Origin of the sequence: Kitasatospora sp. NRRL B-11411, from assembly GCF_000721345.1 — a bacterium.
GTDB lineage: Bacteria > Actinomycetota > Actinomycetes > Streptomycetales > Streptomycetaceae > Kitasatospora > Kitasatospora cineracea.
In genome coordinates this window covers 52,765-78,430 of record NZ_JOGH01000008.1, presented here as the reverse complement: position 1 = coordinate 78,430, position 25,666 = coordinate 52,765, and the positions used below count along the sequence as shown (strand labels likewise).

Annotated in this window: 22 protein-coding genes; 12 read left to right on the top strand and 10 right to left on the bottom strand. The window is 70.2% G+C overall.

The features are described from left to right. Window positions 1–125 precede the first annotated feature (125 nt). From IH44_RS0105990 to IH44_RS49625, 6 genes are all read left to right on the top strand, one after another. Window positions 126–1,238: a membrane protein gene (locus IH44_RS0105990; protein WP_030458350.1), complete on the top strand. Its 1,113-nt coding sequence runs from the start codon at window positions 126–128 to the stop codon at window positions 1,236–1,238. A gap of 307 nt (window positions 1,239–1,545) precedes the next feature. Further along, entirely contained in the window at window positions 1,546–3,282 is a 1,737-nt protein-coding gene (locus tag IH44_RS0105985; protein ID WP_255358041.1) for a recombinase family protein, read from the top strand. A 499-nt stretch (window positions 3,283–3,781) separates the two neighbouring features. Then, window positions 3,782–4,030: a hypothetical protein gene (locus IH44_RS0105980; protein WP_030458348.1), complete on the top strand. Its 249-nt coding sequence runs from the start codon at window positions 3,782–3,784 to the stop codon at window positions 4,028–4,030. 2 nt (window positions 4,031–4,032) lie between these two features. Beyond that, entirely contained in the window at window positions 4,033–4,530 is a 498-nt protein-coding gene (locus IH44_RS0105975; RefSeq protein WP_030458347.1) for a hypothetical protein, read from the top strand. A 1-nt stretch (window position 4,531) separates the two neighbouring features. After that, window positions 4,532–4,789 carry a hypothetical protein gene (locus tag IH44_RS0105970; RefSeq protein WP_030458346.1) on the top strand — a complete coding sequence of 86 codons (258 nt, stop codon included), beginning with the start codon at window positions 4,532–4,534 and terminating at the stop codon, window positions 4,787–4,789. Window positions 4,790–5,036: 247 nt separating this feature from the next. Beyond that, the gene (locus IH44_RS49625) at window positions 5,037–5,294 is read left to right on the top strand and encodes an HNH endonuclease signature motif containing protein (protein ID WP_198544950.1); all 258 of its coding nucleotides are present in this window, start codon (window positions 5,037–5,039) and stop codon (window positions 5,292–5,294) included. Window positions 5,295–6,111: 817 nt separating this feature from the next. Here IH44_RS49625 and IH44_RS0105960 read toward each other — a convergent pair. Next, window positions 6,112–6,582, bottom strand: coding sequence for an NUDIX domain-containing protein (locus tag IH44_RS0105960; protein WP_030458344.1), 471 nt, complete (start codon window positions 6,580–6,582; stop codon window positions 6,112–6,114). Between the two features lie 4 nt (window positions 6,583–6,586). Continuing rightward, the gene (locus IH44_RS0105955) at window positions 6,587–7,330 is read right to left on the bottom strand and encodes a helix-turn-helix transcriptional regulator (protein WP_030458343.1); all 744 of its coding nucleotides are present in this window, start codon (window positions 7,328–7,330) and stop codon (window positions 6,587–6,589) included. Between the two features lie 1,000 nt (window positions 7,331–8,330). On the opposite strand from IH44_RS0105955, the gene IH44_RS0105945 reads away from it, so the two are divergent. Continuing rightward, a complete protein-coding gene (locus tag IH44_RS0105945) occupies window positions 8,331–8,861 on the top strand; it encodes an NUDIX domain-containing protein (protein ID WP_255358042.1) in 531 nt (176 codons plus the stop codon). A 5-nt stretch (window positions 8,862–8,866) separates the two neighbouring features. After that, a complete protein-coding gene (locus tag IH44_RS0105940) occupies window positions 8,867–9,376 on the top strand; it encodes an NUDIX hydrolase (RefSeq protein ID WP_051816588.1) in 510 nt (169 codons plus the stop codon). 59 nt (window positions 9,377–9,435) lie between these two features. Here IH44_RS0105940 and IH44_RS0105935 read toward each other — a convergent pair whose 3' ends face one another. Next, window positions 9,436–9,720 carry a winged helix-turn-helix domain-containing protein gene (locus IH44_RS0105935; protein ID WP_030458339.1) on the bottom strand — a complete coding sequence of 95 codons (285 nt, stop codon included), beginning with the start codon at window positions 9,718–9,720 and terminating at the stop codon, window positions 9,436–9,438. A 287-nt stretch (window positions 9,721–10,007) separates the two neighbouring features. On the opposite strand from IH44_RS0105935, the gene IH44_RS0105930 reads away from it, so the two are divergent. Further along, the gene (locus tag IH44_RS0105930; protein WP_030458338.1) at window positions 10,008–10,325 is read left to right on the top strand and encodes a hypothetical protein; all 318 of its coding nucleotides are present in this window, start codon (window positions 10,008–10,010) and stop codon (window positions 10,323–10,325) included. Window positions 10,326–10,628: 303 nt separating this feature from the next. Here IH44_RS0105930 and IH44_RS0105925 read toward each other — a convergent pair whose 3' ends face one another. The 4 genes from IH44_RS0105925 to IH44_RS0105910 form a co-directional block, all read right to left on the bottom strand. Further along, complete coding sequence (locus tag IH44_RS0105925; RefSeq protein ID WP_030458337.1) at window positions 10,629–12,197, bottom strand: alpha-amylase family glycosyl hydrolase; 1,569 nt, start codon at window positions 12,195–12,197, stop codon at window positions 10,629–10,631. Between the two features lie 52 nt (window positions 12,198–12,249). Next, window positions 12,250–13,140: a carbohydrate ABC transporter permease gene (locus tag IH44_RS0105920; protein ID WP_030458336.1), complete on the bottom strand. Its 891-nt coding sequence runs from the start codon at window positions 13,138–13,140 to the stop codon at window positions 12,250–12,252. 2 nt (window positions 13,141–13,142) lie between these two features. After that, complete coding sequence (locus IH44_RS0105915) at window positions 13,143–14,096, bottom strand: carbohydrate ABC transporter permease (protein WP_030458335.1); 954 nt, start codon at window positions 14,094–14,096, stop codon at window positions 13,143–13,145. A 74-nt stretch (window positions 14,097–14,170) separates the two neighbouring features. Next, window positions 14,171–15,574, bottom strand: a complete 1,404-nt coding sequence (locus IH44_RS0105910) for an ABC transporter substrate-binding protein (protein WP_232794835.1) — start codon at window positions 15,572–15,574, stop codon at window positions 14,171–14,173. Between the two features lie 262 nt (window positions 15,575–15,836). On the opposite strand from IH44_RS0105910, the gene IH44_RS0105905 reads away from it, so the two are divergent. Next, window positions 15,837–16,850, top strand: coding sequence for a LacI family DNA-binding transcriptional regulator (locus tag IH44_RS0105905; protein WP_030458333.1), 1,014 nt, complete (start codon window positions 15,837–15,839; stop codon window positions 16,848–16,850). 90 nt (window positions 16,851–16,940) lie between these two features. Here the strand turns inward: IH44_RS0105905 and IH44_RS0105900 are convergent, their stop codons facing one another. The 3 genes from IH44_RS0105900 to adhP all read right to left on the bottom strand — a co-directional run bounded on the left by IH44_RS0105900 (window position 16,941) and on the right by adhP (window position 23,573). After that, window positions 16,941–21,239 (bottom strand): discoidin domain-containing protein, encoded by a 4,299-nt coding sequence (locus IH44_RS0105900; protein WP_030458332.1) that lies wholly within the window; start codon window positions 21,237–21,239, stop codon window positions 16,941–16,943. A gap of 203 nt (window positions 21,240–21,442) precedes the next feature. Further along, on the bottom strand, window positions 21,443–22,456 hold the full coding sequence (locus tag IH44_RS0105895; protein WP_030458331.1) for a LacI family DNA-binding transcriptional regulator: 1,014 nt from the start codon (window positions 22,454–22,456) through the stop codon (window positions 21,443–21,445). Window positions 22,457–22,559: 103 nt separating this feature from the next. Then, complete coding sequence (adhP, locus tag IH44_RS0105890; RefSeq protein WP_030458330.1) at window positions 22,560–23,573, bottom strand: alcohol dehydrogenase AdhP; 1,014 nt, start codon at window positions 23,571–23,573, stop codon at window positions 22,560–22,562. Between the two features lie 272 nt (window positions 23,574–23,845). Here adhP and IH44_RS42400 point away from each other — a divergent pair, with 272 nt between their 5' ends. Together IH44_RS42400 and IH44_RS0105880 are read left to right on the top strand one after the other, a co-directional pair. Continuing rightward, complete coding sequence (locus IH44_RS42400) at window positions 23,846–24,628, top strand: hypothetical protein (RefSeq protein WP_051816587.1); 783 nt, start codon at window positions 23,846–23,848, stop codon at window positions 24,626–24,628. 115 nt (window positions 24,629–24,743) lie between these two features. Beyond that, complete coding sequence (locus IH44_RS0105880; protein ID WP_030458328.1) at window positions 24,744–25,655, top strand: PAC2 family protein; 912 nt, start codon at window positions 24,744–24,746, stop codon at window positions 25,653–25,655. Window positions 25,656–25,666: the final 11 nt, after the last annotated feature.

Sequence of the window (25,666 nt, the reverse complement as noted above, 5' to 3'; positions counted from 1 at the left end):
GGCTGTCGGCTATGCGGCCCCACCTGGACCGGGGACGCACCCGGCCAGGGTATCGGTCCCACCGGGGCGGGACGGAACCCGTTCCGCATCCTGGGCGTCCTTGTCCACCGGAAGGGAGCACGATCATGCCCACTTCGGGGGAACAGAGCCGGTGGAAGCGCGCCGCGCACGCCCTACGAGCGTCCGAATGGCGGACACTCCCGGGCCGGGCGCGCCGCCGCTGGCGCGGGCGGAACCGCTGGAGCCGGCGCCGCCGCGTCCTGACCGTGCTCACCGCGGCGCTCGTCCTGCTGGTGGTGCCGGTGCTCGGCGCCGCGGCCGCGCTGCGCTGGGAGTACGCGGGCGAGCCGGCCGCGGACGCCCGCACCCGCGGCAAGGACGCCATCTGGCTGGGCCACGCCTGGGTCGACGGGCGGCGCACCCCGGAGGAGCTGACCTCGCTCGCCGCGAAGGTCCGCAGCACCGGCATCCACGACCTGTACGTGCACACCGGGCCGCTGGAGCACGACGGCTCGCTCGACCCGGCGCTGGCGCCCGGCGCGGCGGACTTCCTGGCCCGGGCGCACGCGGCGATGCCCGGGGTGCGGATCCAGTCCTGGCTGGGGGACGTGGTCGCCCCCGAGAAGGTCGGCCTGCACCTGGAGCGCGCCGACGTCCGGGACCGGATCACCGCCTCCGCGAAGCAGGTCCTCGACCTGGGCTTCGACGGCGTCCACTTCGACCTGGAGCCGGTGCACTCCGGCTCGTCCGGCTTCCTCGCCCTGCTCGACCAGGTGCACGCGCTGACCGCCGCCCGCTCGGTGCCGCTGTCCATCGCGGCCCCGCAGATCGACCCCGTCCCCGGGCTGGGCCGGGTCGCCTTCGCGCTCAGCAACCACGGCAAGTACTGGTCCGCCGGGTACTTCGCGGCCGCGGCCCGGCGGGTCGACCAGGTCGCGGTGATGTCGTACGACACCTCGATGCCGGTCGAGTCGCTGTACGGCGGCTACGTCGCCCGGCAGACCTCGCTGGCCCTGGCCAGCACCCCGCCCGGCGTCGACCTGCTGATGGGCCTGCCCGCGTACTGGGCGGACACGCCCACGCACCGGGGCGACGCCGAGACGGTCCGCGCGGCGGTCCGCGGGGCCCGGCTGGGCCTCGGCGCGGGCGGACGGCAGAACTTCGGGCTCGCGCTGTACGTGGACTTCGCGGCGACGCCGGACCACTGGGCGGCGTACCGGGACGGCTGGTGCAACTAGGTTGCGGAAGCAGGGGCGCGGGGAACTGCGCGCGGCGGGAGGAGCACGTCAGCGAGGTCGCGGGACAGTGCAAGTGGCTGTCCTGCGAAGCGATCTGGCTGTGCGTGCTCGGTTGGCCGCCGAGTGATTCGGGTTCACACCTCTGGAGTGAGCCCCCGTGCCGACCACCACCGCGCCCCTGACCAGCGGAAAGAATTCGTCCCCCTCTCTTACTGACGTGGAGAACTTCAGCAGTGGGGGACCTCTGGTTTCCCCAACCAGTGTGACCAGTGACAGCGGCAGGCCATCGTCCCCCTCCTCCAACAGTGTGGGGACTTTCAGCAACAGCAGCCTTCCCGGCATCGAACGCACCGTGTTCGCCCGGCCCCTCCGAGGGGTCCGGGCGATCCGTCTTTCGGTGATGCGGGACGAGACGACTAGTCCGGAGCGGCAGCGTGAGGCGTGCAACCTCGCCGCCGCGCTACAGAACATCGACTTCGGCGAGGGTGAAAACCTGCGCGAGGCCGTCGACCTCGCGGTGTCGGCGAGCAAGACCGCCCCCTGGCAGCGCCCCGAACTGGGGGCGTGGCTGGCCCGTCCTGACGAGTGGGACGTGATCGTGTGGTGGCGCTTCGACCGTGCGGTACGCGGGCAGGGCGACATGCACGAACTCGCCAAGTGGGCGAGCGAGCACCGGAAGGTCATCATCTTCGCCGAAGGCATCGGCGGCAGTGCGCAGGTCTACGACTTCCGCAACCCGATGGACCCCATCACGACCATGATGCTCAACCAGTTCGCGTTCGCGGCCGAAATGGAGTCGTGGGCGACCAAGGAGCGCGTGACGGGTGCGCACGCCGCCATGCGGGCGATGAACTACCGGCACGCCAACGGCGCCCCCGCCTACGGCTACAAGATCGTTCCCATGCCCGCCGAACTCGGCGGCGTCGGTAAGACCCTGGTGCAGGACGGGAGCGCGGTGAAGGTGCTGCTGCGGATCATCCGGGACCTGTTGAACGGCGTTGCGGTGCACAAGATCTGTGCCGCGCTGACCGCCGAGGGGGTGCTCACACCCCGCGACCACTGGTCCCGCCTCAACGGCAAACCGACCGGCGGCAAGGTCGGCGCCGGACGCAAGGGCTCGAAGGTGGTCAAGGTGTTCCGCTGGACCCGGCAGCTCATTCGGCGCATCCTCACCACGCCCGCGCTGCTCGGCTGGAAGATGCACCGCGGCAACCCGGTCCGCAACGCACAGGGCGAGCCGATCATGTCCACCACCGAGCCGATCCTCACCCGCGAAGAGTTCGACGTGATCGGCGCACTGTTCGAAGACAAGAAGCTCGGCCAACAGAAGGAAGCCCCCGCCGACGCGTCCCGGCTGCTCCACATCGCCCTGTGCGGAACGTGCGAGGGCCCGATGTACAAGCAGGGCCGAGCCACCTCCCGCACCCAGCAGGACACCTACCGGTGCAGCAGCAGCGCCAACCACACCCCGTGCGCCGCCCCGACCACGATCCGGGCAGACTGGCTGGAGGAGTGGGCCGAAGCCCGGTTCCTGGACCTCGCCGGACGGGTTCCAGTGCTGAAGACGCTCATCACCCCCGGCTACGACCCCCAGCGGGAGATAGACGAGGTGGCGGCCGAGTACGACGCCCACCAGGAGCTGAAGGGACAGCAGCGCTCCCGTACCGCCCTCAAGTCGTGGGAGCAGCGTCTCGCCGCCCTTGACTCCCGCCTCGCCGAACTGGAGGCGACCCCGGCACGCCCGGAGAAGCGGGAGCGGTTCGACACCGGGCAGACCCTCGCCGACGTGTGGACCACAGCGGACGACGAGACGCGCCGCGGGCTGCTGCTGGAGGCAGGGTTCCGGGTGTTCGTCGACAAGGCCCGTTTGGGCGGCTGGAGGCGCCTGGACGAGTCCCGGCTGCGCCTGTCGGTGGTCGGCGATCTGGACCCGGCCATCGAGTCGTGGGCGGGGCTGCGCGACGAACTCGGTATGGGCGCGGACGGCGCCCCCGCAGCGGGGAGCAAGATGCGAATCCACACGCCCGTGGACCTGGCCGCGTAGACCGTCAGCGGGCAGCGGTGGTGACGGGGTGACGCAGATGACGCAGAATCTAGGTTCTCTTTACACGCGAGTGTCTATAAGAAACTGGTTTTTGCCTCACCAGCGTCACCCCGTCACCCTCGCTGGAACTCGTCCCCCTCTCTGTACTTCCGGGAGGGGAAGACGGGCTACCCCGACGGCGCTGCTCGGTGGGCGACAGGCCATCGTCCCCCTCTCTTACTTCCGGGAGAGGAGGGCACCGGACGCCCCGGGTGTTGCCGGTCGGTACTCGTAGGAACTCGTCCTTGTCCTCTACCAGTGAGAGGCAGAAGCGGCCAGGGCAGCCGAGCGCAGGAAGAGAGATCGCCCCACTCCCCACAACAGTGAGGGCCGCACGCACCAGGGAACGCCTGGTTTCCCATACAAGTGAAGGCACAGAACAGCACCACCTCGCCCCTTCCCGGCTCCGGGCAGGGGCTTTTTCATGCCGCCGACACGGCAGCGAACCGGAGGAACCACCGTGAGCAACCCGAACAGCTCCCGCTACACCGACGAAGACCGCGAGACCCGCAAGCTCCACTCCCGCGCCGACGCCTTCCGCTACAGCGCCCCCATGGAACGCCTCGCCGAACTCAAGCGCGACCGCCCCGACGAGTACGACCGCATGAGCCCCATCGCCCGGATCTCGCTCGGCCACTACCAGGCCGCGAAGGACGCCGCCCGGCAGCTCGGCCGCAACGTCTCCGCCCCGACCGACCAGGAGGTCTGACCATGAACAACGACATCACCCGCGCCGCCGACAAGCTCGCCAAGCTCCGCGCCCAGGCCGACAAGCTCGCCGCCCCGCTCGCCGACGCGGAAGCCGCCCTGGCGGTCGCACAGGAAGCCGAACAGGCACGCCGCGCGGAGCGTGGCGCAGAGTACGACCGCGAGTTCGTGAAGACCTGGCGGGAGCAGGCCGACGCCCACTCCACCCGGGGACGCGAACTGCACGCCGAATTCCTGGAACTCCTCGCCGCCGAACCGTGGTTCAAGGCATACGTCGCCCACCGCGCCGAGCGGCACAAGCGCGAGAAGATCCTCACCGCCGCACAGAACGCACAGACCCGCCTCGGGCAGGTGGTCACGGTGCCCGCGCACCGCTGGTACGACCTGCGGTTCCTCGAAGACCTCACCAACGAGGTCGACAAGGCCGCGGAAGCGCTCAGCATCGCCTACGCCGAGGAACTGGACGCCGAGCGGGACGCCTACATCGAAGCGGCGGACTGACATGACCCTCGACGCACTCGACCCCGGCCCGGACGGCACCTACCCCTACTTCCCCCGCGACGCTGAGGGGCGGCCCGTCTGGTCGGACGACCCGACCGGACTCCCGCCGACCAACGCAGGGGCGCCGATGCTGCGCGGAGTCCAGCACATGCGCGCCCCCGACCACCCGGGCCGGTGGCTGGCCATCGACCTGACGCCCCGCCACCCGGACGGGCAGCCGATCAACCCGCCCGTCCTGCCGCCGGACGGCACAGGGTGAGGCGCTGGACAGAACCACGCCCGGCGATCCCGCGGGCAGCGCACAAGGTCACCGGTAGCCCCAACTGGCCGTCCATCCGCAGGGCCTACCTGGCGATGAACCCGCTGTGCCGAGTGTGCGGCGAAGAACGGGCCGAACTGGTCCAGCACTTCCCGCGCACCCGGGAACAGTTGCTCGCGGACGGGGCTCGATTCCCTGACGCCCCCGCGAACCTGCGGGGCCTCTGCGCGTTCTGCTACTTCACAGCGTGACCTCGGTGCCACTGCGCTGCCTGTACTGGGGGTGCAGCGGCACCGAACGGCTTCGCCGGCGGGTCGACCGGGACGGCTCCGCGGCGTGCGGTCAGTGCGGCGAGGAGGTGCCCGCCGAGCTGGTCGACGTCAACCACCGGCTACCGCTCGCCCGAGGTGGCGAGGACACCGACGACAACGTGTGGGCGCTGTGTCGTGCGTGCCACCGAGGGAAGACGGCACGGGACTCCGGGGCTTTCGCCCAGGAAATCTGACAGCACGTTTGCTGGAACCCTAATGCGGCCACTAGGGCGTTTCGTCGTCGGGCAAGTCGTCCGGCTCGTCCTGTATGAGTTCGCCATCAATGCCATGCCGATAGCGAGTCGAGTAGTTCAGCGAACTATGCACTGAGTGTATGGAGCCCGGGAGAAGGGCCTCTCGAATAGCGTCCTCGGCAGCCTTAGCCGCGTTTACGTACGCTGCTTTGATCCGATTTGGGAAGGCCTTTCGGCCTTCAATTTGCACTTCAATCGTCACTGAAAGCACCCGGTCACCCACGGCGACACCTCCCACTTCTTACTACCAGCATTGCGCCGCCTGGGTTCCCTTGCCACTGGAGGTACCTCTATGCCCAAGCGACCCCGCCCCCGTGCAGTGTCCCCGGGTGCCCTGAGCTGACCACGGCGCGCCGCTCGCTGGTCGCCCAAGGTGTCGCCGATCCGGACGCTTGGCACTCCGCCCGCTGTGTACGCAATGTCACAGCCGCGAGACGGCACAGCACCAGCCCGGAGGCTGGGCGAGCGAGCGTGTCAAGCCTGTCCGAGGCCCTGACCTGCGGTGACCCCAGGGGGGTGACTCCCCTTCCGCAGGAGATAGCGCGGCAGGGAGGGAAAAAACTCTGATGGCTAATACAACCATTCCTGCGGAGGGCGACTTGCCTACCCATGCCAGGTTGAGCCTCTTTCCGAGAATCCGGCCTGCCGCCGAGCTGCCGGGGTCGGACGACGAATCCGACGTCTGGACCGAATGCATGCCCCGCCCCGTCCTCCCCTCGCCGGGTGGCCGGGGCGGGGCTTTCGTTGTTGGTGCCTGTTACCCGAGATAAGGGGTTGCTCGCTTCTCCAGGAAATGCTGAAGTCGGAGCCGCTGAGTGTGGTGCATTGGCAGGTCTGCGAAGCCGCTTGGTGCTACGAACTGGAGATCGGTCGACTCGTCAGAGATTCGGAGCGTCCCACCCGTGATGCGCGCGGTGAAGCAGACGTTGAACTGCTGCCGCACCTCGCCGTCCGAGTAGGCGATCACATGTCGAGGATCGGTGTACGTGCCGACTAGTCCGGTGATCTCCACATCGAGGCCGGTCTCCTCGCGGACCTCCCGGACGGCTGTTCCCGGAAGCGACTCGCCGAGATCCATGGCGCCACCCGGCAGCGCGTACAGGCCGTTGTCGGTCCGCCGCTGGAGCAGGACGCGCCCCTCGCTGTCGGTCACCACTGCGGATGCCGCGACCACCAACCTGTTCGGCTTGGGTGCGTCGGGGTCGTCATAGAACTCGGTACGTGCCATGTGATCAGCTCTCCTCCACTGGCAGGGCGGCGTTCCATACTGCGTCGAAGCTGGCAGCGTAGGTGTCGAACAGCTTGCCCGCGCCGGTCCGCCGCAGATGCCAGACAGGCGCCGCGAAAGCATTGGCTCCCCACACGTGCGCGTTCACCAACACCTGGTCGTCTGCCCGGTAGAGGCTGTTGTAGAGCGTGGTTCCGTGGGTGCGGATCTCGATCCCCGACGTGCCGAGCAACGGTCGGTAGTGCATGAGGGCGAGCCTGCAACGGGATTCGATGCCGTGACCGAACTTCTCTTCTTCCCCGCGTTGTCTCACGTTCTCGCTGTCGGGGTCGCCAAGTGCGATCCGGACCGCGCATCCTTGGGCAGCGCGCTCCCGGAGTAGGTCGTTCAGGCGCGGATACGCTTCGTGGAGGAAGACCGCGGCGTAGACCAGCACGTCGATGCGCTCCGTGGCCCGCTCCATCAGATCCACGAACACCGACACCGGCAGGTCGGCACGCTGCTCGTAGAGCGCCACCAGCTCGGGGCTTATCGCCCTGGCCGCACGTGGTTGCCGCAGGCTCGGCCACAAGTCGAACATGTCCTCTCCCAGTGCCTCGCCAGCCAGACGGGCCGCTCTCAGTCGGGGTGTCCGGTTCTGGTTAGCCCACCGTTCGACTGACTTGGTGTCCACGCCGACTCTCTCCGCCAGGGCGGAGCACGTCCAACCGCCCGACGCCATAACAGCTTTCAGTCTCTCGTTCGGCATTCCGCTTGTCTCCCCGCACGACCCGGACCCTTGTAGGGACGTTCTATCGCGCATGGGACGTTCTGGAGTGTCCTTTGCGGGAGGTTTCACCGTCCTGGGTGGTTGCCAGATCTTGGTGCTACTTGGCGGGAGGAGCTACCAATGGCGGCAAAGGCGGGCGGTGCAAGGGTGTTGCCCGAGAGCATGGCGGTTCGTCACTGGGAGGCGGGGACGCAGACCGACGGTCGCGGCCCGCTGGACGACTACGACCCGGAGATCAGTGCGCGGGTCGGTGCTCGGCGGCCGGTCGGCTGGCCCGCCTGCCGGTGTCCCTCGCCGAAGTGCCCGCATCGCCCGGAGTCGGCGTGATGGGGCCGAGCCGGCGAACCCTCGCAGACGTCGCCCTGGCGGTCGTCGTCGGTGCCGTCCCCGTTGTCCCGGTGGTCCTGGCGCTGCTCGACCCGGACGCCGCGAGGCGCTGGGCGTGGGTGTTCGTCGCGGTAGTCGTCGCCATGGTCATGGTGTCGTTCGGGCCCGGCTGGACGCTCCGCGTGCGTCGGTGGTCCGGGAGTCGGCACCGCCGTATACAGGGCGCCGGGTGAGGGCCCCGGAGACCATCCCGCCCGAGATGATCCGCGGCGCACGGTGGTCCCCCGGGTGGTGCTACCCGTGCGGTCGCCCCCGGCAGGTTACGGCCGTACTCGCAACGGGGCGGCGCACCACGCTGACTGTGTGCCGCGACCACCACCGGACCTACCTGCTGCGGGTCGAGGCGGTTCACCAACTCGCGAGCTGGTGTCGGGTACTGGCTCGCGTCCGGTCCGTCTGATCTCCCGGAGCTTCCCCCGCTCCGGGCGGGTGCGCCTGTGAAGGGGATGTATCCGGGCTGCTCCGGTTCCTCCCCCCGTTGTGACCGGGGCGGCTCAGTCCCCGCGATGGCGGGAGGCGCAAAGTTGGGCACATGAACGTTGAACTCTCATGCTAGGAGTGGAAGTTGGAGAAGCGCGGCTTGCGCGGGCAGGTGTTACCGCGGCGGCGCAGGGGTCCGGCCCGGTACCTGGTCGGTGGGCACTCGTACCGGAGTGTTGGTGTTTCGGTGCTGGTGGTCAGCGAGAACGGCGCGGTGCTGCTGGTGCAGCCGGTCGGAGAGAAGTACCCCGTACTGCCCGGGGTGCAGGTCGAGCCGGGCGAGCAGCTCGCGGAGGCCGCCGCGCGGGCGTTGCGGGAGTTGGCCGGGCTGGAGGGTGCGCCGACGCATGCACTGGGGTGGGGGTGGGCGGAGGAGAGCGTCAAGGACGCGCACTACGTGTGCGACGGCGGGACGGTGGCCTCCGAAGTGCTCTACACCCACCCCGCCCCGGCGGGGGTATGGGAGAGGGTCGACCGAATCCTGTGGGCCCCCTCGGAGGAACTGGCCTACGAGGTGCACCCGGAGGCGATCGCCCATCTCCGGATCGTCCTCGACGCCCGTGAGCGCGGCTACCGCCTTCCCCTGCCGCTGCTGTCCGTCGCCGAGCCGGCGGCCGCCGTACCGCTCGCCGCGGGGAGGTGACGGGGATGGCCCCCGCACCCGGACACCCGATCACCTCCTACGTGCTGTGCACCGACCCGGTGTCGCGCCTGCTGCTCGTGCGGGCGGCCGGGATCGGGACGTGGCACCTGCCCGGCGGCGTGGTCGAGGTCGGCGAATCCCCGCTGGACGCCGCCCGCCGCAAGGTCCGCGAGGAACTCGGCCTGGCACTCGACCTGCTGCCCGACGACCTGTTCGGCGTCGAGTGGGCGCAGGCCCGCCGCGAGGGCAACCGGGACCGGATCGTGTTCCTGTGGTCCGGGCCCATGCTCAGTGCCGCCGACACCGACCGGATCACGCTGGACGCGCGGGAACTGTCGGCGTGGCGGTGGGCCGACCGGGACGAAGCCCGCCGACTGCTGCACCCCGCCGTCGCCGCTCGGATCGGGACACCTCCCCAGTGGCCCGGAAGCGTCACCTATCAAGAGACCCGACGCGTCGCCGCCGATCTGCTCCGTCGGGGCACGCGGGAGGCTATCGCCGGTCTCCCGCACTGACCACGGACGGGCCCGGCCCCGTCCGTACGAGTAGGAGCGGGCGGGGCCTCCGCTGTCCGTCAGGAGTGCTGGTCGCCAGCGTTTGGCGGGGGCGTCCGCTCTGCGACGAACGTTCCTCGGGGGTGGTGCACCTTTACCCACCCCTGTTGTTCGAGAAGTGCCACCGCCTGGCGGACAGTCGGGCGGGACACGCCGTAGTGCTCGGCCAGCGTTTCCATGGGGTCGATTGCTCGGCGCGGTGCCCAGTCGCCCCGTTCGATCCTGGCCCGGAGGATGCCTGCCAGTTGCTCGCGCAGAGACTCCGGCGCGTCACGGTCCACCAGGTCATCCGGGCCAAAATCCATGGTCAGACGGTATCCGGGAAGAGTTGTCGCATGCACATCGTCAGGTCACAGATGTTTACATTGCCTTACATTGCATGACGTAAAGGCGTATCGTCTGCCACGAAAGAACCCCCCGGGCGGCTACCCGAGGGGTTCACGTCCACCAGCTTTCGAGGAGCTGCCAGACATGTTCGATCGTATCGTTTCCACCCTGCTCGGGGTGCTGCTGCACGCCCTGTGCTGGGCTCTGCCATCTCCACGCCGAGCCGTCCAGGTCGAGCCCGAGCCGACCCCCGGAACAGGCCCCCATGACCATCTGCAAGCGGGTCCAGCCGATCCACCCGCACCACCTGCGGAAGACCATCCCACCCCGGCCGTTCGAGCACCGGATCTCACCGCGGGTTCTCCAGTGGGAAGCCACCCCCGAGCCCGAGCGGCGCGCAATCCTCGCCGAGCTTGCCGAGCGGGACCGCGTGACGTGGCTCAAGAGGGAAGCAGAGATTCGGCGGCGTCGGGACACCCCCGCAGCACAACAGCGCCGACGGGTCGAGGCGTTCGCCGCGGTGTCCGACCTGCCGAGCGTGAGCGAGTTCGAGGTGAGCATGCGAGAGGTGCTGTCGGTATGAGCGACACGACCAGCACCCCGAGGACGGGATTACCCGGATCTGCTGCTTGTGCTTCGCTACGGGCCCCGAGGTGGTCCTAGCGGGCACCGGAGGATGGCTGAGCAGCCCCGCAGTCGAGTACTGGGCCTGCCCCGCCTGTGCGCCCACCGTGGCGCTTCTCTGCCAGTCCTAGCAGTACAAGAGCCCCCGCCCGCGACCTACTCCGGGCGGGGGCACCCTTCGCCCCCGTAGAACCGCCAATCCGAATCACACGGGCCGCGCAGTTCCCCGCGCCCCTGGCGGGACGCTTCCTGGCGGTGCGCTTTAGCGGAGCCAGGCGGCGGTGTCGGTGGGGAGGTGGTTGTCCGTCAGGGGGGCGGAGGTGAGGAGGGGTTCGCCGTCGAGCGGGAGCGGCGAAGGGGAGAGGTTGACCAGGCAGCGGATGTCGCCGCGGCGGAAGGCGAGGACGTTCTCGGGGGCGTCCTCGTCCCAGTGGAAGGGGCCGTCGAGTTCGTGGCGGAGCCGGAAGGCCCGGCGGTAGAGGGTCAGCATGGAGGCGGGGTCCTCGGCCTGGGCCTCGGCGGTGAGGGCGGCCCAGTCGAGCGGTTGCGGCAGCCAGGGGGCCTTGCCGTCCCGGGTGAAGCCGTAGGGCGGGCGGGCGCCCTCCCAGGGGAGCGGGACGCGGCAGCCGTCGCGGCCGGGGTCGGTGCCGCCCGAACGGAAGTGCATCGGGTCCTGGAGGGTGTCCAGCGGCAGGTCCTCGACCTCGGGCAGGCCCAGTTCCTCGCCCTGGTAGAGGTAGAGGGCCCCGGGCAGGGCCAGGGTGAGCAGGGCGGCGGCCCGGGCGCGGCGGCGGCCGAGCGCCAGGTCGGTGGGGGTGCCGAAGGTCTTGGTGGCGAACTGGAAGCGGGTGTCCTCGCGGCCGTACCGGGTGACGGTGCGGGTGACGTCGTGGTTGGCCAGGACCCAGGTGGCGGGGGCGCCGACGGGGGCGTGCGCGGCGAGCGTGGTGTCGATGGACTCGCGCAGGGCGGCGGCGTCCCAGGGGCGGCCCAGGAAGTCGAAGTTGAACGCGGTGTGCATCTCGTCCGGGCGCAGGTAGCGGGCGAAGCGTTCGGCGTCGGGGACCCAGACCTCGCCGATCAGGACGCGCGGGGGGTCGTAGCCGTCGGCGACGGCGCGCCAGCTGCGGTAGATGTCGTGCAGGTCGTCGCGGTCGAGGTAGGGGTGCGGGCGGCCGGGTTCGACGTCGGCGAGTTCCGGGTCCTTGGTGAGCAGGCCGGCGGAGTCGATGCGGACGCCGGCGGCGCCGCGGTCGAACCAGAACGCGAGGATGTCGAGGTGCTCCTGCCGGACCGCGGGGTGGTCCCAGTTGAGGTCGGGCTGGGCGGCGGCGAACAGGTGCAGGTACCACTGGCCGTCGGGGAGGCGGGTCCAGGGGCAGCCGCCGAACTCGGACTTCCAGTCGTTGGGCGGGAGTTCGCCGTCGGCGCCGCGGCCGGGCCGGAAGTGGAAGAGTTCGCGCTCGGGGCTGCCGGCGCCGGCGGCCAGGGCGGCCCGGAACCACGGGTGCTGGTCGGACACGTGGTTGGGGACGATGTCGACGATCGTCCGCAGGCCCAGTCGGGCGGCCTCCTCGATGAGCTGCTCGGCCTCGGCGAGGGTGCCGAAGAGGGGGTCCACGCCCCGGTAGTCGGCCACGTCGTAGCCGCCGTCGGCCATCGGGGAGGGGTACCAGGGATTGAACCAGATGGCGTCCACGCCGAGTTCGGCGAGGTACGGCAGCTTCGCGCGCACTCCGGCGAGATCCCCGATGCCGTCGCCGTTGCCGTCGGCGAAACTGCGCGGGTACACCTGGTAGATCGCCGCGTTCCGCCACCACTGCTCTGACACGGTCAGGGTTTCCTTTCAGAAGGTTGTCGGTCCGGGGGTCGTCGGGCGGGGCTCAGCCCTTGAGGCTGCCCGCGGTGAGACCGGCCATGATGTTGCGTTGGAAGACCAGGAACAGGGCGATGGTCGGGATCGAGGCCAGGAACAGGCCGGCGATCAGGGTGTTCTGCGGCATCGAGGTGGCCGCGGTGTTGACGCCGACGTTGAGCGTCTCGTGCTCGGGCACGGTGATCAGCGGCCACAGGAAGTCCTTCCAGACCGCGACCAGGCCGAAGATCGAGACCACGCCGAGGATCGGCCGGGACAGTGGCAGGACCACCGACCACAGCGTGCGCAGCGGTCCGGCGCCGTCGATGGCGGCGGCGTCCAGCAGTTCGTTCGGGATGGAGTCGAAGAACCGCTTGAGCAGGAAGACGTTGAACGCGTTGGCCACGGTGGGGAGCCAGATCACCCACGGGGTGTTCATCAGGTTCCAGTGCACCAGCGGCAGGTCGAGCACCGTCAGGTACTGCGGGATCACCAGGGCGGCGGCCGGGATCATCATCGAGGCCAGCATCATGCCGAGGATCACGTTGCCGAGGATCGGGCGCAGCTTGGACAGCGAGTAGGCGGCGGCGACGCAGAAGGTCAGTTGGAGCAGCAGGGCGCCGCCCGCGTAGACGACGGTGTTCAGCAGCAGCTGGGCCATCCCGAGCCGGTCCCAGGCCTCGGTGAAGGCGTGGGTGCTGGGGTGGGTGGGGATGATCGTGGGCGGGGTCTGGACGAGTTCCTGGGAGGACTTGAAGCCGCCGGTGGCCATCCAGTAGAGCGGGCCGACGAAGACGAGGGTGGCGACGGCCAGGGTCAGCACCAGGACGGTCCAGTAGGCGCGGCGGCCGCCCGGCTGGTTCAGCCGGACCGGGGAGATCAGGGTGCGGGTGGCGCTGCTTCGGACGGTCTTGCTCATCGTCACTCCTCCCCGCCCCGGCGCTCCAGCCACAGGTAGACGGCGGAGAAGGCGCCCAGTACCAGCAGCAGGACGACGCCCAGTGCGGCCGCGGTGTTGAACTTGTCGAAATTGAACGCGTAGTTGTAGAGCATGTAGACCACGGTGGTGGTCGAGCCCTGCGGGCCGCCGCCGGTGAGCACGAAGGACTCGGTGAACATCTGCATGGTGGCGACGACCTGCAGCATCAGCATCAGCGAGAGGATCAGCCGGGTCTGCGGGATGGTGACGTGCCAGATCCGGCGCAGCAGGCCGGCGCCGTCGAGTTCGGCGGCCTCGTAGAGCTCGCCGGGGATGCTCTGCAGGGCGGCCAGGTAGACCAGGGTGGCGCTGCCCATGTTGGCCCAGGTGGAGACGAGGACCAGGGAGAGCATCGCGGTGTCCGGCGAGGTCAGCCAGGACGAGGTGGGCAGGTGCAGGAACTCCAGGATCTGGTTGAACAGGCCGTAGCCGGGGTCCATGAAGTACTTGAACAGCAGGATGCCCGCGACCGGGGGCAGCATCACGGGCAGGTAGACCAGGATCCGCAGGTAGCCCTGGGCGTGCCGGAACTCGTTGACCACCAGGGCGGTGACGAAGGGGGCGAAGAAGCCGAAGAACAGGGCGATGCCGGTGAACTCGAAGGTGTTCTTCCAGGCGGGCCAGAACTCGGGGTCGGCGAAGATCTGCCGGAAGTTGTCGAACCCCACCCAGTGGGTCTCGCCGTAGCGGACCTTCTGGAAGGACATGACGATCTCACGGACCATCGGGTACCAGGTGAACAGCGCGAAGCAGAGCAGTGCGCCGATCAGGAAGGCGTGGGCCCGCAGGTTGCGGGCGACCGCCCGGCGCAGTCCGCCCGGGGTCCGGCCGGGGTGGCGGGTGCGGGTGCGGACCGCTTCGGCGTCGGGGCGACCGCGGGTCAGTGCGGTGGTCATGGTGGTGACTCCTCGTCAGGTGGCCGGCCACCGGCCGGGCCGCGGGAGGCTGCGGCCCGGCCGGTGGCGCGGGGTCACTGGTTGGCCAGGATCTGGTTGGCCTGGGACTCGGCGGTGGCGAGCACGCTGTCGAGGTTCGCGTTGGCGTCGGTCATCGCGGCCGACATCGCGGTGTCGAGGATCTTGTAGAGCTGCTGCGCGGCCGGGGGCTCGGTGATCGACTTGGTGGGGTTCTTGACGTACGGGTCGTAGTTGGACAGCGGCAGGTTGCCGTTGGTCTTCAGCGACTCGGTGATGGCCTTGATCTGCGACGACTCGGCGGACCAGAAGTAGGGCTGCGGGACGGCGATCGCCACCGGGTCCTTGCTGCTGCCGGCGAGGGTCTTGGAGCGGGCGAAGTTGAACTGGCCGGCGTCCGGGGTCTGGTACTGGAAGTTGATCCAGGCGATCTCGGCCTTGATCTGGTTCGGGGTCTGGCCCTTCTTGATGTAGTAGAGGTCGCCGCCGCCGAGGCTGTTGCCGGGGCCGGTGGCGCCGGGCATCGGGCCGAGGCCGTACGCCTTGGCGTCGGCGCCGAGGACCTCGATCAGGTGCTTGACGACGTCGGGGGCGCCCAGGAACATGCCGACCTTGCCGGTGGCCAGCGGCGGGAAGGCGTCGGCCCACTGGGTGACCGGGGTGGCGCTGATGCTCTGGTCGGTGAAGCGCATGTCGTGCAGGCGCTTGAGGACCTGCTTGCCCTCGGGCGAGTTGAACGCGGCCTTCTTGCCGTCGTCGGTGACCATCTTGCCGCCGAGGCTGTAGAGCTCGGAGGTGAAGTGCCAGCCGCCGGTGTTGCCGCCGGAGTAGTCCTCGTAGCCGCTGATGCCGTTGCCGAGCGCGGCGATCTTCTTCGCGGCGGCCTGCACCTCGTCCCAGGTGGTCGGCGGCTTGTCGGGGTCGAGGCCGGCCTGCTTGAACAGGTCGCGGTTGTAGATCAGGCCGGTGGTGTAGTAGTTGATCGGCAGGGCGTAGACCTTGCCGTCCACCGTCATGTTGTCCTTGACGGACGGCAGCATCGAGGAGAAGCCGGGCAGCGTCTCGTCGTTGACGTACTTGGTGATGTCCTGGGCGTCGCCCGAGTTGAGGGTGGCGTCGCGGTCGGTGAAGTAGGCGTGGAACGCGCCGGTCTCGTTGTGCGCCTTGTACTGCGCGGTCTGCTGGGCCGGGACCTCGCACTGGCCGACGTACGGCTTGGCGTTGATGGTGACGTTCGGGTACTTCGTCTTGAACAGCGCCAGGTCGTCGGCGTAGTTGGCCTTGCCCGCCGCCTGGTCCGCGCCCGGGGCGCAGTCGATGGAGATGGTGACGGTCGCGTTCGGGTCGAGCGGCTTGCCGTCCGCCACCCCGGCGGCGGCGTCCGTCTTGCTGTCGGAGGAGCCGCTGCTGCACGCGGCGGTGGTCAGCAGCATGCCCGCGGCGAGGGCGACAGCGGCCATCCTGCTCGATCTGTTCAGCTTCATGCGTGTACCCCATGGGTGGGAGAGGTTTCGGAAGAGGCCGGGACGAAAACCGACGTGTGAGGAACGTAGGTCCTTGAACCACTTCACGCAAGAGGTTGACGAGAAAGTGAAAAGTTACGACTGAGCATCGACGGGCGGATGCCGCCCCGGCGAGCGCTCCGCGCCAGGCAGAACCCGGCCTCGGCCTGCTTGCAGACATCCTTGCCGCTTCTTGCTTGATTCTGTTCTACTTTTGCGCATGAAGAGCAAGCTCTCCGTGGTGGCGCAGCATGTCGGAGTCAGTGAGGCCACGGTCAGCCGGGTCCTGAACGGCAGACCCGGCGTCGGCACCGCCACCCGGCTCGCCGTCCTCACCGCGCTGGACGTCCTGGGCTACGAGCGGCCGAGCCGGCTGCGCGGCGAACGCGCCCGGCTGATCGGCCTGGTGCTGCCCGAGCTGCAGAACCCGATCTTCCCGGCGCTGGCCGAGGTGGTCGGCGGCGCGCTCGCCCAGCGCGGCTTCACCCCGCTGCTGTGCACCCGCACCGCGGGCCTGGGCGAGGCCAGCCACGTCGGCGCGCTGCTCGACCAGCACGTCTCTGGGGTGGTCTTCGCCGGCGGGCACTGCGCCCAGGCGGACGCCTCGCACGAGCACTTCGCGCAGCTGCGCGAGCGCGGCGTCCCGGTGGTGCTGCTGAACGCCTCGGTGGAGGAGCTGGGCTTCCCGCAGGTCGCCACCGACGACGCCGTCGCGGTGGCCCAGGCGTTCGCCCACCTGGACACCCTGGGGCACCGCCGGATCGGGCTGCTGGTGGGACCGGAGGACCACGTGCCGTCCCGCCGCAAGCTCGCCGCCTTCACCCGCCAGTACGCGCTGCGCGGCCGCGAGCCGCGCCCGGAGTGGGTGGCGCACACCATGTTCGGCCTGGAGGGCGGCCACGCCGCCGCCGAGCGGCTGCTGGAGGCCGGGGTGACCGGTGTGGTCTGCGCCAGCGACCCGCTGGCCCTGGGGGTGGTGCGGGCCGCCCGGCGGGCCGGGCTGGACATCCCCGGCGACCTGTCGGTGATCGGCTTCGACGACTCGGCCTTCCTCAACTGCACCCGGCCGCCGCTGACCACCGTCCGGCAGCCGATCGAGGCGATCGGCCGGGCCGCGGTCTCGCTGCTGGTCGGGCGGATCGACGGCGCCCCGGCGGGCCCGGGCGAGCTGCTGTTAGAACCCGAGCTGGTGGTGCGGGGCTCCACCGGCCCGGCCCCGCGGCGGCCCGCCTGAGCGCTCCCGGTGACCGCTCCCGGTGACCGCTCCCGGGCACGACGAAGAGGGCGGGCGCCCGGGGCGCCCGCCCTTCCCGCGTGCGGGGTGCTACGGGTTGACGGTGATGTGCATCGTCGAGGTGGTGTTCTGGATGTCCTTGTAGTTGTTGCTCAGGGTCAGGTGGTTGAAGGTGACGTCACCGACCGCCGGGCCCTGGCCGGACTCCGGCATCTCGTTGGCCCACAGGCCGAACCCGGACTTGGCGTCGAAGGCGTCGCCGCTCTTCTGCGCCCCGCTGATCGACACGTTGGTGAAGACCGTGTCCTTGATCGGGTTCTGCGGCTGTCCGCCCACGTAGTTGGTCTGGAACATGATGCCGCTGTAGGTGGGGTCGACGATGTCCACGTCGCTCACCCGGATGCCCTGGAACACCTTGGAGGCGGAGAACACCCAGATGCCGGGGAAGGTCTGCCCGCCCCAGAAGTGGCCGCCGGCCCGGACGATGGAGATGTTCTGCAGGTTGGTCGGGTCCGTCCCGAAGCCGTTCATCGGGTAGCCGAAGTCCAGCGAGGAGATGGTGATGCCCGAGTAGCAGAGGGTGTCCGCGATGTAGATGTTGCGGAAGGTGTTGGCGTAGCCGCCGTACACCGCGACGCCCGCCGCGCGCCAGGTCAGGATCGAGGTGAGGTTCTGGAAGACGTTGTTCTTCTCGTCCGCGCCGCCCGCGTCGATCGCGGAGAACAGCGCGAAGGAGTCGTCACCGGTGGCCCGGGCCTCGTTGTTGGAGACCAGGTTGTCGGTGGAGCCGTTGGTCATGTTGATGCCGTCGGCGAAGGTGTCCCGGATCCGCGAGTTGGTGATCGTCATGAAGTCCGTGTTGGCACCCCAGTACATGCAGACCATGTGCTCGGTCCAGATGTTGTCGATCGTGATGTTCGCGACGTTGGCGAAGTCGAACACCTTGCCGGGGCCGTCGATCCGCGAGGTGTAGTTGCCGAAGTAGGCGAACCCGCTGAAGGTCGAGCCGTTGGCGGTGGCCTCGGCCCGGAAGCCGACGTCGGTGTTGGACTGGCTGGTCGGGGCGTAGAACCGGGTGAACCAGGGGCCCGCGCCGATCACCTTGACCGGCTTGCCGTAGACCTGGAACTTGCTGGCGGTCTGGTAGTCGCCGGCCGGCAGGTAGACGCCGACCAGGGTGCCGGTGGTGTCCATCCGGACCTTGTCCAGGGCGTTCTGCACGTCCTGGTGCGCGAAGCCGGTCGGGACGACGTACTTGGCCGGGTCCGGGTTGGCGATCTGGGTGGCCTGCTCCAGGCTGACGAAGTCGATCGCGTACTGCGAGGTGTTCGCGGCGTCCTTCTGCAGCTTGATCTTGTGCCCGGCCGGGACGGTGGTGCCGAGCAGGACGTTGGCCTCGTCGTAGACGTGCCGCGGGCTGCCGGCGCTCGGGCCGTTGCCGGGGCTGGTCTCCGAGCCGTACAGCCAGGCGTACTTGGAGGTCAGGTCGATGGCCTTGAGGAAGGTGCCGTCCACGTAGACGTTCAGGGTGGCGCTGGTGCCGTCGCCGCCCGCCGCGTCCGGGATGGAGAACCGGGTGACCAGGGTGTTGGTCGCGGCCTTGGTGGTGAACTCCACCGAGGAACCGGTCGAGTTGAGCGTGACGGCCTTGCGGCCGGACGCCTCGCCCGCCAGGTCGCCGATGGTGCGGTTGGGGCCGACCACCTGGGCGCCGCCGCCGAGCACGCCGTCCTCGGCCTCGTAGTTGTCGAACGGCATGTTGGCGCCGCGGCCGACGTAGAGCGACTGGGTGCTGGTGTTGTTGGCCTGCTTGACCGGCAGCTCGTTGCCGTCGTTGGCGATGACCGTCTTGATCGTGTAGCGGCCGTTCGCGGCGGTCCAGCTGCCCAGCGAGACCGGGCTGCCGGTGGCGCCGGGCGCCAGGGTGCCGCTGTAGGCGCCGGTCAGGGTCTTCAGCACGGTGCCGGTGGTGGCGTCCGCGACGGTGACCGTGATGCCGTGGCTGCCGGCGGAACTGGCCACCGTGCCCTGGTTCTTGACCGCGACGGTGAAGTTCACCGCGCTGCCGTCGGCGGGGTTGGAGGGCGACCAGGTCGAGGGGGCGGCGACCAGGTCGGAGGAGGCCACCTGGGTGACGGTGAGCGGGCTCGCGGCGGTGAACGAGTTGTTGGTCTCGTCCTGCTCGATGACCTTGTTGTCCTCGTCGACCTTCGCGGTCAGCTGGTAGCTGCCCGCGTTCTGCGCCGGGACCTGCGCGGAGACGGTGGTGGAGGCACCGGCCGCGAGGGCGCCGACACTGGCCGTGCCGACCTTGGTGGTGCCCAGGTAGAAGTTGACCGAGGTGGCACCGGAGGGGTTGGTGCCCGCGTTCTTCACCACGGCCGACAGGGTCGGGGTGTCGGTCTCCACCGGGGTGGCCGGGTTGCTGCTCACCGAGCTGACGGTCAGGTCCGGGTTGGGGGCCGGGACGCCGATCACCTGGAACTCGGCGGCCTGGCCGCCGGTGGAGCCGGAGTTGGCGGTGATCTTCAGCTGGACGTCGGCGACGGTCGCCGACACCGGGATGGTGACGGTGTTGCCGCTCGCCGGGTCGAAGGTGTAGCTCTGCGCCGGGACGAGGGTGCTGAAGCCGCTCGCGCTCTGCTCGCGGCCGTCCACCTCGATGGTCTGGGTGCGGGTCGACCAGGCCGAGGCCGGGTTGAGCTTGACCACCACCGCGCTGGTGGTGGCGTTGGCGCCCAGCTTCACCCCGAGGGTGTTCGGGTAGCTGCCCGCGGCGGCTTCCCAGTAGGTGGAGGTGTCGTTGTCGTTGGCGTTGGTCGCCACGAAGGTGAAGGTGGACGAGGAGGCCGAGATCGGCTTGCCCGCCGCCAGGTTGGTGCCGGTGCCCGTCCCGGTGCCGGTGCGCACCACCGTGTTGGAGGCCGCGGAGGTGTTGCCCGCCGCGTCCTTGGCCTTCACGTAGTAGGAGACGGTCGCGGTGTCCGGCTGGCTGTCGGTGTACGTCAGGGTGGTGCCGGACACGCTGCCGCGCAGCGCGCCGTTGGCGTACACGTCGTAGCCGGTGACGCCCACGTTGTCGCTGGAGGCCGCCCAGGTCAGCTTGACCTGCCCGGAGCCCGCCGCGGCGTACGCCAGGCTGCCCGGCGCGCTGGGCGCCTGGGTGTCGCCGGACTGGCCGGTGCGGGTGACGGTGTTGGAGGCCGCGGACTGGTTGCCCGCCGCGTCCTTCGCCTTGACGTAGTACGAGACGGTCTCGCTGTCGGCGCGGCTGTCGGTGTACGTCAGGGTGGTGCCGGACACCGAGGTGAGCAGCGTGCCGTTGGCGTACACGTCGTAGCCGGTGACGCCGGTGTTGTCGGTGGCGGCGTTCCAGGTCAGCTTGATCTGGCCGGCGGCGGGCGAGGTGTAGGCGAGGCCGGACGGGGCGGTGGGGGCCTGGGTGTCGCCGGTGGTCGGGCCGTACGCCTCGAACTCGGAGAGCTGGCCGGCCGGCCACGCGGTGTTGGCGGTGAAGGTCAGCCGCAGGTACCGGGTGGTGGTGGTCGACAGGTTGACGGTGACCGTGTTGCCGGCGGCCGGGTCGAACACGTAGCCGGCCGAGGCGACCAGGTCGGTGAAGTTGCTGCCGTCGGTGGAGCCCTGGACCTTGAGCGTCTCGGTCCGCTTGTCCCAGCCGGCCGGCAGCTTGAGCACCAGCTTGTTGACCGGGACGGCGGAGCCCAGGTCGCCCTGGATCCACTGCGGGAAGGCGTTGTTGGTGCTCTCCCAGTAGCTGGCCTGGTCGCCGTCGCCGACGTTGGCCGGCCCGTAGTTCTGCGAGGTGCCGCTGGCGGTGAAGGTGCGCCCGGCCAGCAGGTTCGCCGAGGCGGAGGTGGTGCCGTAGACCTCGAACTCGGAGATCTGGGCGGCCTGCCAGCCGGTGTTGGCGGTGACGTTGACCCGCACGTAGCGGGCGGTGGTGGCGCCGAAGGAGATCGTCGCCCTGTCCCCGGAGGCCGGGTCGAAGGTGTAGTTCGCCGAAGCGGTGATGGTGGAGAAGTTGGTGCCGTCGGTGGAGCCGAGCACGCTGAGCGTCTCGGTCCGGGCGCCCCAGGAGCCGGGGACCTTCAGCACCACCGTGTCGATGGAGGCCGCCGAGCCCAGGTCGACCTGGACCCACTGCGCGGAGGCGATGCCGTTGGACTCCCAGTAGCTGTCCTGGCTGCCGTCGTTGACGTTGGCCGCCGTGTAGCTGCCGTTGGCGCTGGAGGCGGTGACGGTCTTGCCGAGGGCCAGGTTGGGCCCTCCGGCCGCCTGTGCCGCCGGGAGCAGGGGCCCGGCGAGCAGGAGCATTCCCAGCGTGGCCGACGACGCCGTCAGCCGCGTGGTTATGCGCTTCGATCTCATGATGTCCCTTCATAAGGTCGAGAAGATGACAATCTTCTGTCCATCTTTTGCGTGATGGCAGCCAAGAGTTACAGCGGGGCTACGGGCATGTCAACGGATCGGTGCAAGCGTGCGCATACGAAAAGCGGGCGGGCACCGAAGTGCCCGCCCGCTCGGCGGTCCTGTCCCGTCGCCCCGTCAGGGGCCCGCTACCCGCCGGCCGGTCAGCCCCGCTCGCGGGCCGGCGCGGTCGATCCGCGCACCACCAGCTCCGGCTCGAACAGCAGCTCGTCGTGGGTGACCCGGACCCCGGCGATCTCGCCGACCAGCAGGTCCACCACCGCGCGGCCCATCGCCTCGATCGGCTGCCGGACGGTGGTCAGCGGCGGGTCGGTGCACATCATGAACGAGGAGTCGTCGTAGCCGACCACCGACACGTCGTCCGGCACCGCGAGCCCGGCCCGGCGCACCGCGCGGACCGCGCCCAGCGCCAGCGGGTCGCTCGCGCAGACCACGCCGGTGACGCCCCGGCGCAGCAGCCGGGTGGTGGCCGCCTGGCCGCCCTCCAGGCTGAACAGCGCCCGCTCCACGTGCTCGTCCGGCAGTTCGAGGCCCAGTTTGGCCACCACCGCCCGGGCCGCGGCCAGCTTGCGCTGCGAGGGCATGTGGTCCAGCGGGCCGAGCACCAGGCCGATCTTCGTGTGCCCCAGCTGCCGCAGGTGGCCGAAGGCCTGCTCGACCGCCACCGCGTCGTCGCAGGAGACCCGGGGGAAGTCCAGGTGCTCGATCGCGGCGTTCAGCAGCACGGTCGGCAGGCTGCGCTCGGCCAGCCGCTGGTAGTGGTCGTGCGGGGCGTCGCCCTGGGCGTAGAGGCCGCCGAAGAACACCACGCCGGAGACGTGCTGCTCCAGCAGCAGGTCGACGTAGTCGGCCTCGGAGACCCCGCCCGCGGTCTGGGTGCACAGCACCGGCGTGAAGCCCTGGCCGGCCAGCGCGCCGCCCACCGCCTCGGCGAACGCCGGGAAGATCGGGTTGCCCAGCTCCGGCAGGACCAGCCCGATCAGCCGGGCCCGCTCCCCGCGCAACTGGGTGGGCCGCTCGTAACCGAGCACGTCGAGGGCGGTGAGCACGGCCGCCCTGGTCGCTTCGGAGACACCGGGCTTCTCGTTCAGCACCCGGCTGACGGTCGCCTCGCTGACCCCGACCTTCTTCGCCACCTCGGCAAGTCGTCGTGTCATGGGTGGAGTGTACGACAGAAAACGCAAGCGGCTTGCGTGGATTTGCAGAAGAGGACGGAACCGACCGGTTCCGTCCTCCGCCCGCGGCCCGCGGCTTGCGGGGTCAGCGCAGGTCGAACACCAGCCGGGCCGAGACCTTCCCCGCGAGCACCTCCTCGAAGCAGGCGTTCACGTCCTCCAGCTTGCGGGTCTCCCGGATCACCTTCGTCCGGCCCAGCTGGTGCAGCCGGAACACCTCGGCCAGGTCCTGCCGGGTGCCGACGATCGAGCCGATCACCTTCGTCCCGTTCAGCACGGTGTCGAAGACCGGCAGGGTCAGCTCGCCCCCGGCGGGCAGGGCGACCAGGGCGAGGGTGCCGCCGCGGCGCAGCGCGTCGTAGGCGGCCCGGAACGAGGCGTTGGAGACGGCCAGCGAGACCGCCGCGTCGGCGCCGCCGAGCTTGTGCACCTCGGCCGCGACGTCCTGGGTGCGGGCATCGATCACGTGGTCGGCGCCGAGCTGCTTCGCCAGCTCCAGCTTCTCGTCGGTGATGTCGACGGCGACCGTCTCGGCGCCGAAGATCCGGGCGTACTGCAGCGCCAGGTGGCCGAGGCCGCCGATCCCGGAGATCAGCACCCGGGAGCCGGGGCGGGCGCCGGCCAGCTTGACCGCCTTGTAGGTGGTGACGCCCGCGCAGGACAGCGGGGCGGCGTCCATCGGGTCCACCCCGTCCGGCACCGGGACGACGTAGTCGCCGTGCGCCAGCGCGTACTGGGCGTACGCGCCGTCCACCGAGTAGCCGGAGTTGTGCTGGCTGAGGCAGAGCGTCTCCCAGCCGGTCACGCAGTGGTCGCACCGGCCGCAGGCGTCGGCCAGCCACGGGATCGCCACCCGCTCGCCGACCTGGACGTGCCGGACGTCCGCGCCGGCCGCCTCCACGATGCCGACGCCTTCGTGGCCGGGCACGAACGGCGGGGTCGGCTTGACCGGCCAGTCGCCGTGCGCGGCGTGGATGTCGGTGTGGCACAGGCCGGAGCACTCGATCCGCACCAGCACCTGGTGCGGGGCCGGGGCGGGCACCTCGCGCTCCTCGATCCGCAACGGCTCGGTGAAGTCCCGGACGACGGCTGCCTTCATGTCCTGCTCTCCTCGCGGTGCTGGGCAATTCCCAGGATTCCGACAATTCGGGGCACATCCCCACCCCCAGCCTGCTGGCTCCCCGTCCGCCCGGCGAACGGACGCGCCGCAGCCGCGGCGGCCGGGCCCCGCCGGGGGGCGTCCGGGGGACGTCCGGGGGCGCCCGGAGCTGACGGTCCCTCACGGTAGGTTTGACGAAAACCCGTCACGCCAGGGCGGGTTGGGCGGTTAGCCTGCCCCACGGACCACCGCACGGGTACGGAGGAAGACCCATGACGCGCACCCTCACGCGCACCGCCGTCAGCGCCCTCGCGCTGCTCACCACCGGGCTGCTGCTGGTCGGCTGCGAGTCCGCCAAGAACGCCGGGGCCGCGCCGCCCGGCCCCAGCGTCGGCGCCGGCACCTCCCCCTCGCCGACCGCGACCGGGCCCGGCGGCTCCGCCAGCGCGTCCTACCGCGCCCCCACCGGCGCCGCCGTCCCCAGCTACCAGCCGCCCAGCCGGCTCGACGACTCCTACTTCGCCGAGGGCTCCTGCGCCCGCGTCGTGCCCGGGTCCTCCTCGCGGTACGAGACGGTGCCCTGCGACTCCCCCGAGGCCGAGGCCAAGGTCACCAAGCGCAGCAGCACCGCGACGGGCGTGGCCGCCGCCCTCCCGCGCGGCGCGGACTGCCCCGACGGCACCGACGCCGCCCTCGACCTGACCCAGAACGCCCTGGTCGACGTCAAGCAGAACCGGGCCGCCTGGGCCTGCCTGCGCAACCTGCACGACCCGCACCCCGGCGACCCGGGCGGGGGCGGCGGCACCGGCATCGTGGTCGGCGACTGCGTCTACCGCACCGACTCCGGCGGCGCCGCCGAGACCCGCTGCGACGGGAAGGGCGAGCACCCGCCCCAGTACAAGGTGGACAAGGTCTTCATCCGCCAGACCCTGATCGACACCACCAAGCCCAAGCCGACCTGCCCCGAGGAGGCCACCGTCAGCTTCACCCTGCCCAACCCGCCGGGCACGCTCACCCTGGACCCGACCACCGCCTGCGCCGAACCGGTGGACTGACACCACTACGCTGGGCACTTCGACCGGCCCGCGGCGGCATTCAATGCCCGTAGGCTGGGCAGTAAGGGACAACGGGGGCGGCAGTGCCCCCGCCACTGACGGAGGGAGATGCCGGGTGATCGAGCTGGAAGACCTTCCCGAGTTGATCGACCCGGTGATGATCTGCGCCTTCGAGGGCTGGAACGACGCCGGCGACGCGGCCTCCGCCGCGCTCGGGCACCTCGACGAGACCTGGGGCGGCAAGGTGTTCGCCGCGCTCGACGCCGAGGACTACTACGACTTCCAGGTCAACCGGCCCACCATCTGGCTCGACGGCGGGGTCCGCCGGATCACCTGGCCCACCACCCGGCTCTCGGTGGTCCGGGTGACGGAGCCGAAGCCACGGGACCTGGTGCTCGTCCGCGGCATCGAGCCCAGCATGCGCTGGCGCTCGTACTGCAACGAACTGCTGGGCTTCGCCCACGAATTGGGCGTCGAGCTGGTGGTCGTCCTGGGCGCGCTGCTGGGCGACACCCCGCACACCCGCCCGGTGCCGGTCTCCGGCGTCACCTCGGACCCGACGGTGGCCCGCTCGCTCGACCTGGAGGAGAGCCGGTACGAGGGCCCGACGGGCATCGTCGGCGTCCTCCAGGAGGCCTGCGCGCACGCCGGGGTGCCCGCGGTGACGTTCTGGGCCGCCGTGCCGCACTACGTCTCCCAGCCGCCGAACCCCAAGGCCACCCTCGCCCTGATCAACAAGGTCGAGGACCTGCTCGACCTGCGCATCCCGCCGGGCGAGCTCGGCGACGACGCCCGGGCCTGGCAGCTGGGGGTCGACCAGCTCGCCGCGGAGGACTCCGAAGTCGCGGAGTACGTCCAGCAGTTGGAGGAGGCGCAGGACACCGCGGAGCTGCCGGAGGCGTCCGGGGACGCGATCGCCCGGGAGTTCGAGCGGTACCTGCGGCGGCGCGACAACCAGGGGCCGAAGGGCGAGAAGCCGATCACCGGTCATGCGACCGAGCGGCCGAAGGACGACGACGAGGAGTAGGCGCTTCACGC

Coding starts and splice junctions, on each gene's coding strand:
- IH44_RS0105990 (WP_030458350.1), top strand. CDS start 126: ATGCCCACTTCGGGGGAACAGAGCCGGTGGAAGCGCGCCGCGCACGCC.
- IH44_RS0105975 (WP_030458347.1), top strand. CDS start 4,033: ATGAACAACGACATCACCCGCGCCGCCGACAAGCTCGCCAAGCTCCGC.
- IH44_RS0105970 (WP_030458346.1), top strand. CDS start 4,532: ATGACCCTCGACGCACTCGACCCCGGCCCGGACGGCACCTACCCCTAC.
- IH44_RS0105960 (WP_030458344.1), bottom strand. CDS start 6,582: ATGGCACGTACCGAGTTCTATGACGACCCCGACGCACCCAAGCCGAAC.
- IH44_RS0105955 (WP_030458343.1), bottom strand. CDS start 7,330: ATGCCGAACGAGAGACTGAAAGCTGTTATGGCGTCGGGCGGTTGGACG.
- IH44_RS0105940 (WP_051816588.1), top strand. CDS start 8,867: ATGGCCCCCGCACCCGGACACCCGATCACCTCCTACGTGCTGTGCACC.
- IH44_RS0105935 (WP_030458339.1), bottom strand. CDS start 9,720: ATGGATTTTGGCCCGGATGACCTGGTGGACCGTGACGCGCCGGAGTCT.
- IH44_RS0105930 (WP_030458338.1), top strand. CDS start 10,008: ATGACCATCTGCAAGCGGGTCCAGCCGATCCACCCGCACCACCTGCGG.
- IH44_RS0105920 (WP_030458336.1), bottom strand. CDS start 13,140: ATGAGCAAGACCGTCCGAAGCAGCGCCACCCGCACCCTGATCTCCCCG.
- IH44_RS0105915 (WP_030458335.1), bottom strand. CDS start 14,096: ATGACCACCGCACTGACCCGCGGTCGCCCCGACGCCGAAGCGGTCCGC.
- IH44_RS0105910 (WP_232794835.1), bottom strand. CDS start 15,574: ATGGCCGCTGTCGCCCTCGCCGCGGGCATGCTGCTGACCACCGCCGCG.
- IH44_RS0105905 (WP_030458333.1), top strand. CDS start 15,837: ATGAAGAGCAAGCTCTCCGTGGTGGCGCAGCATGTCGGAGTCAGTGAG.
- IH44_RS0105900 (WP_030458332.1), bottom strand. CDS start 21,239: ATGAGATCGAAGCGCATAACCACGCGGCTGACGGCGTCGTCGGCCACG.
- IH44_RS0105895 (WP_030458331.1), bottom strand. CDS start 22,456: ATGACACGACGACTTGCCGAGGTGGCGAAGAAGGTCGGGGTCAGCGAG.
- adhP (WP_030458330.1), bottom strand. CDS start 23,573: ATGAAGGCAGCCGTCGTCCGGGACTTCACCGAGCCGTTGCGGATCGAG.
- IH44_RS42400 (WP_051816587.1), top strand. CDS start 23,846: ATGACGCGCACCCTCACGCGCACCGCCGTCAGCGCCCTCGCGCTGCTC.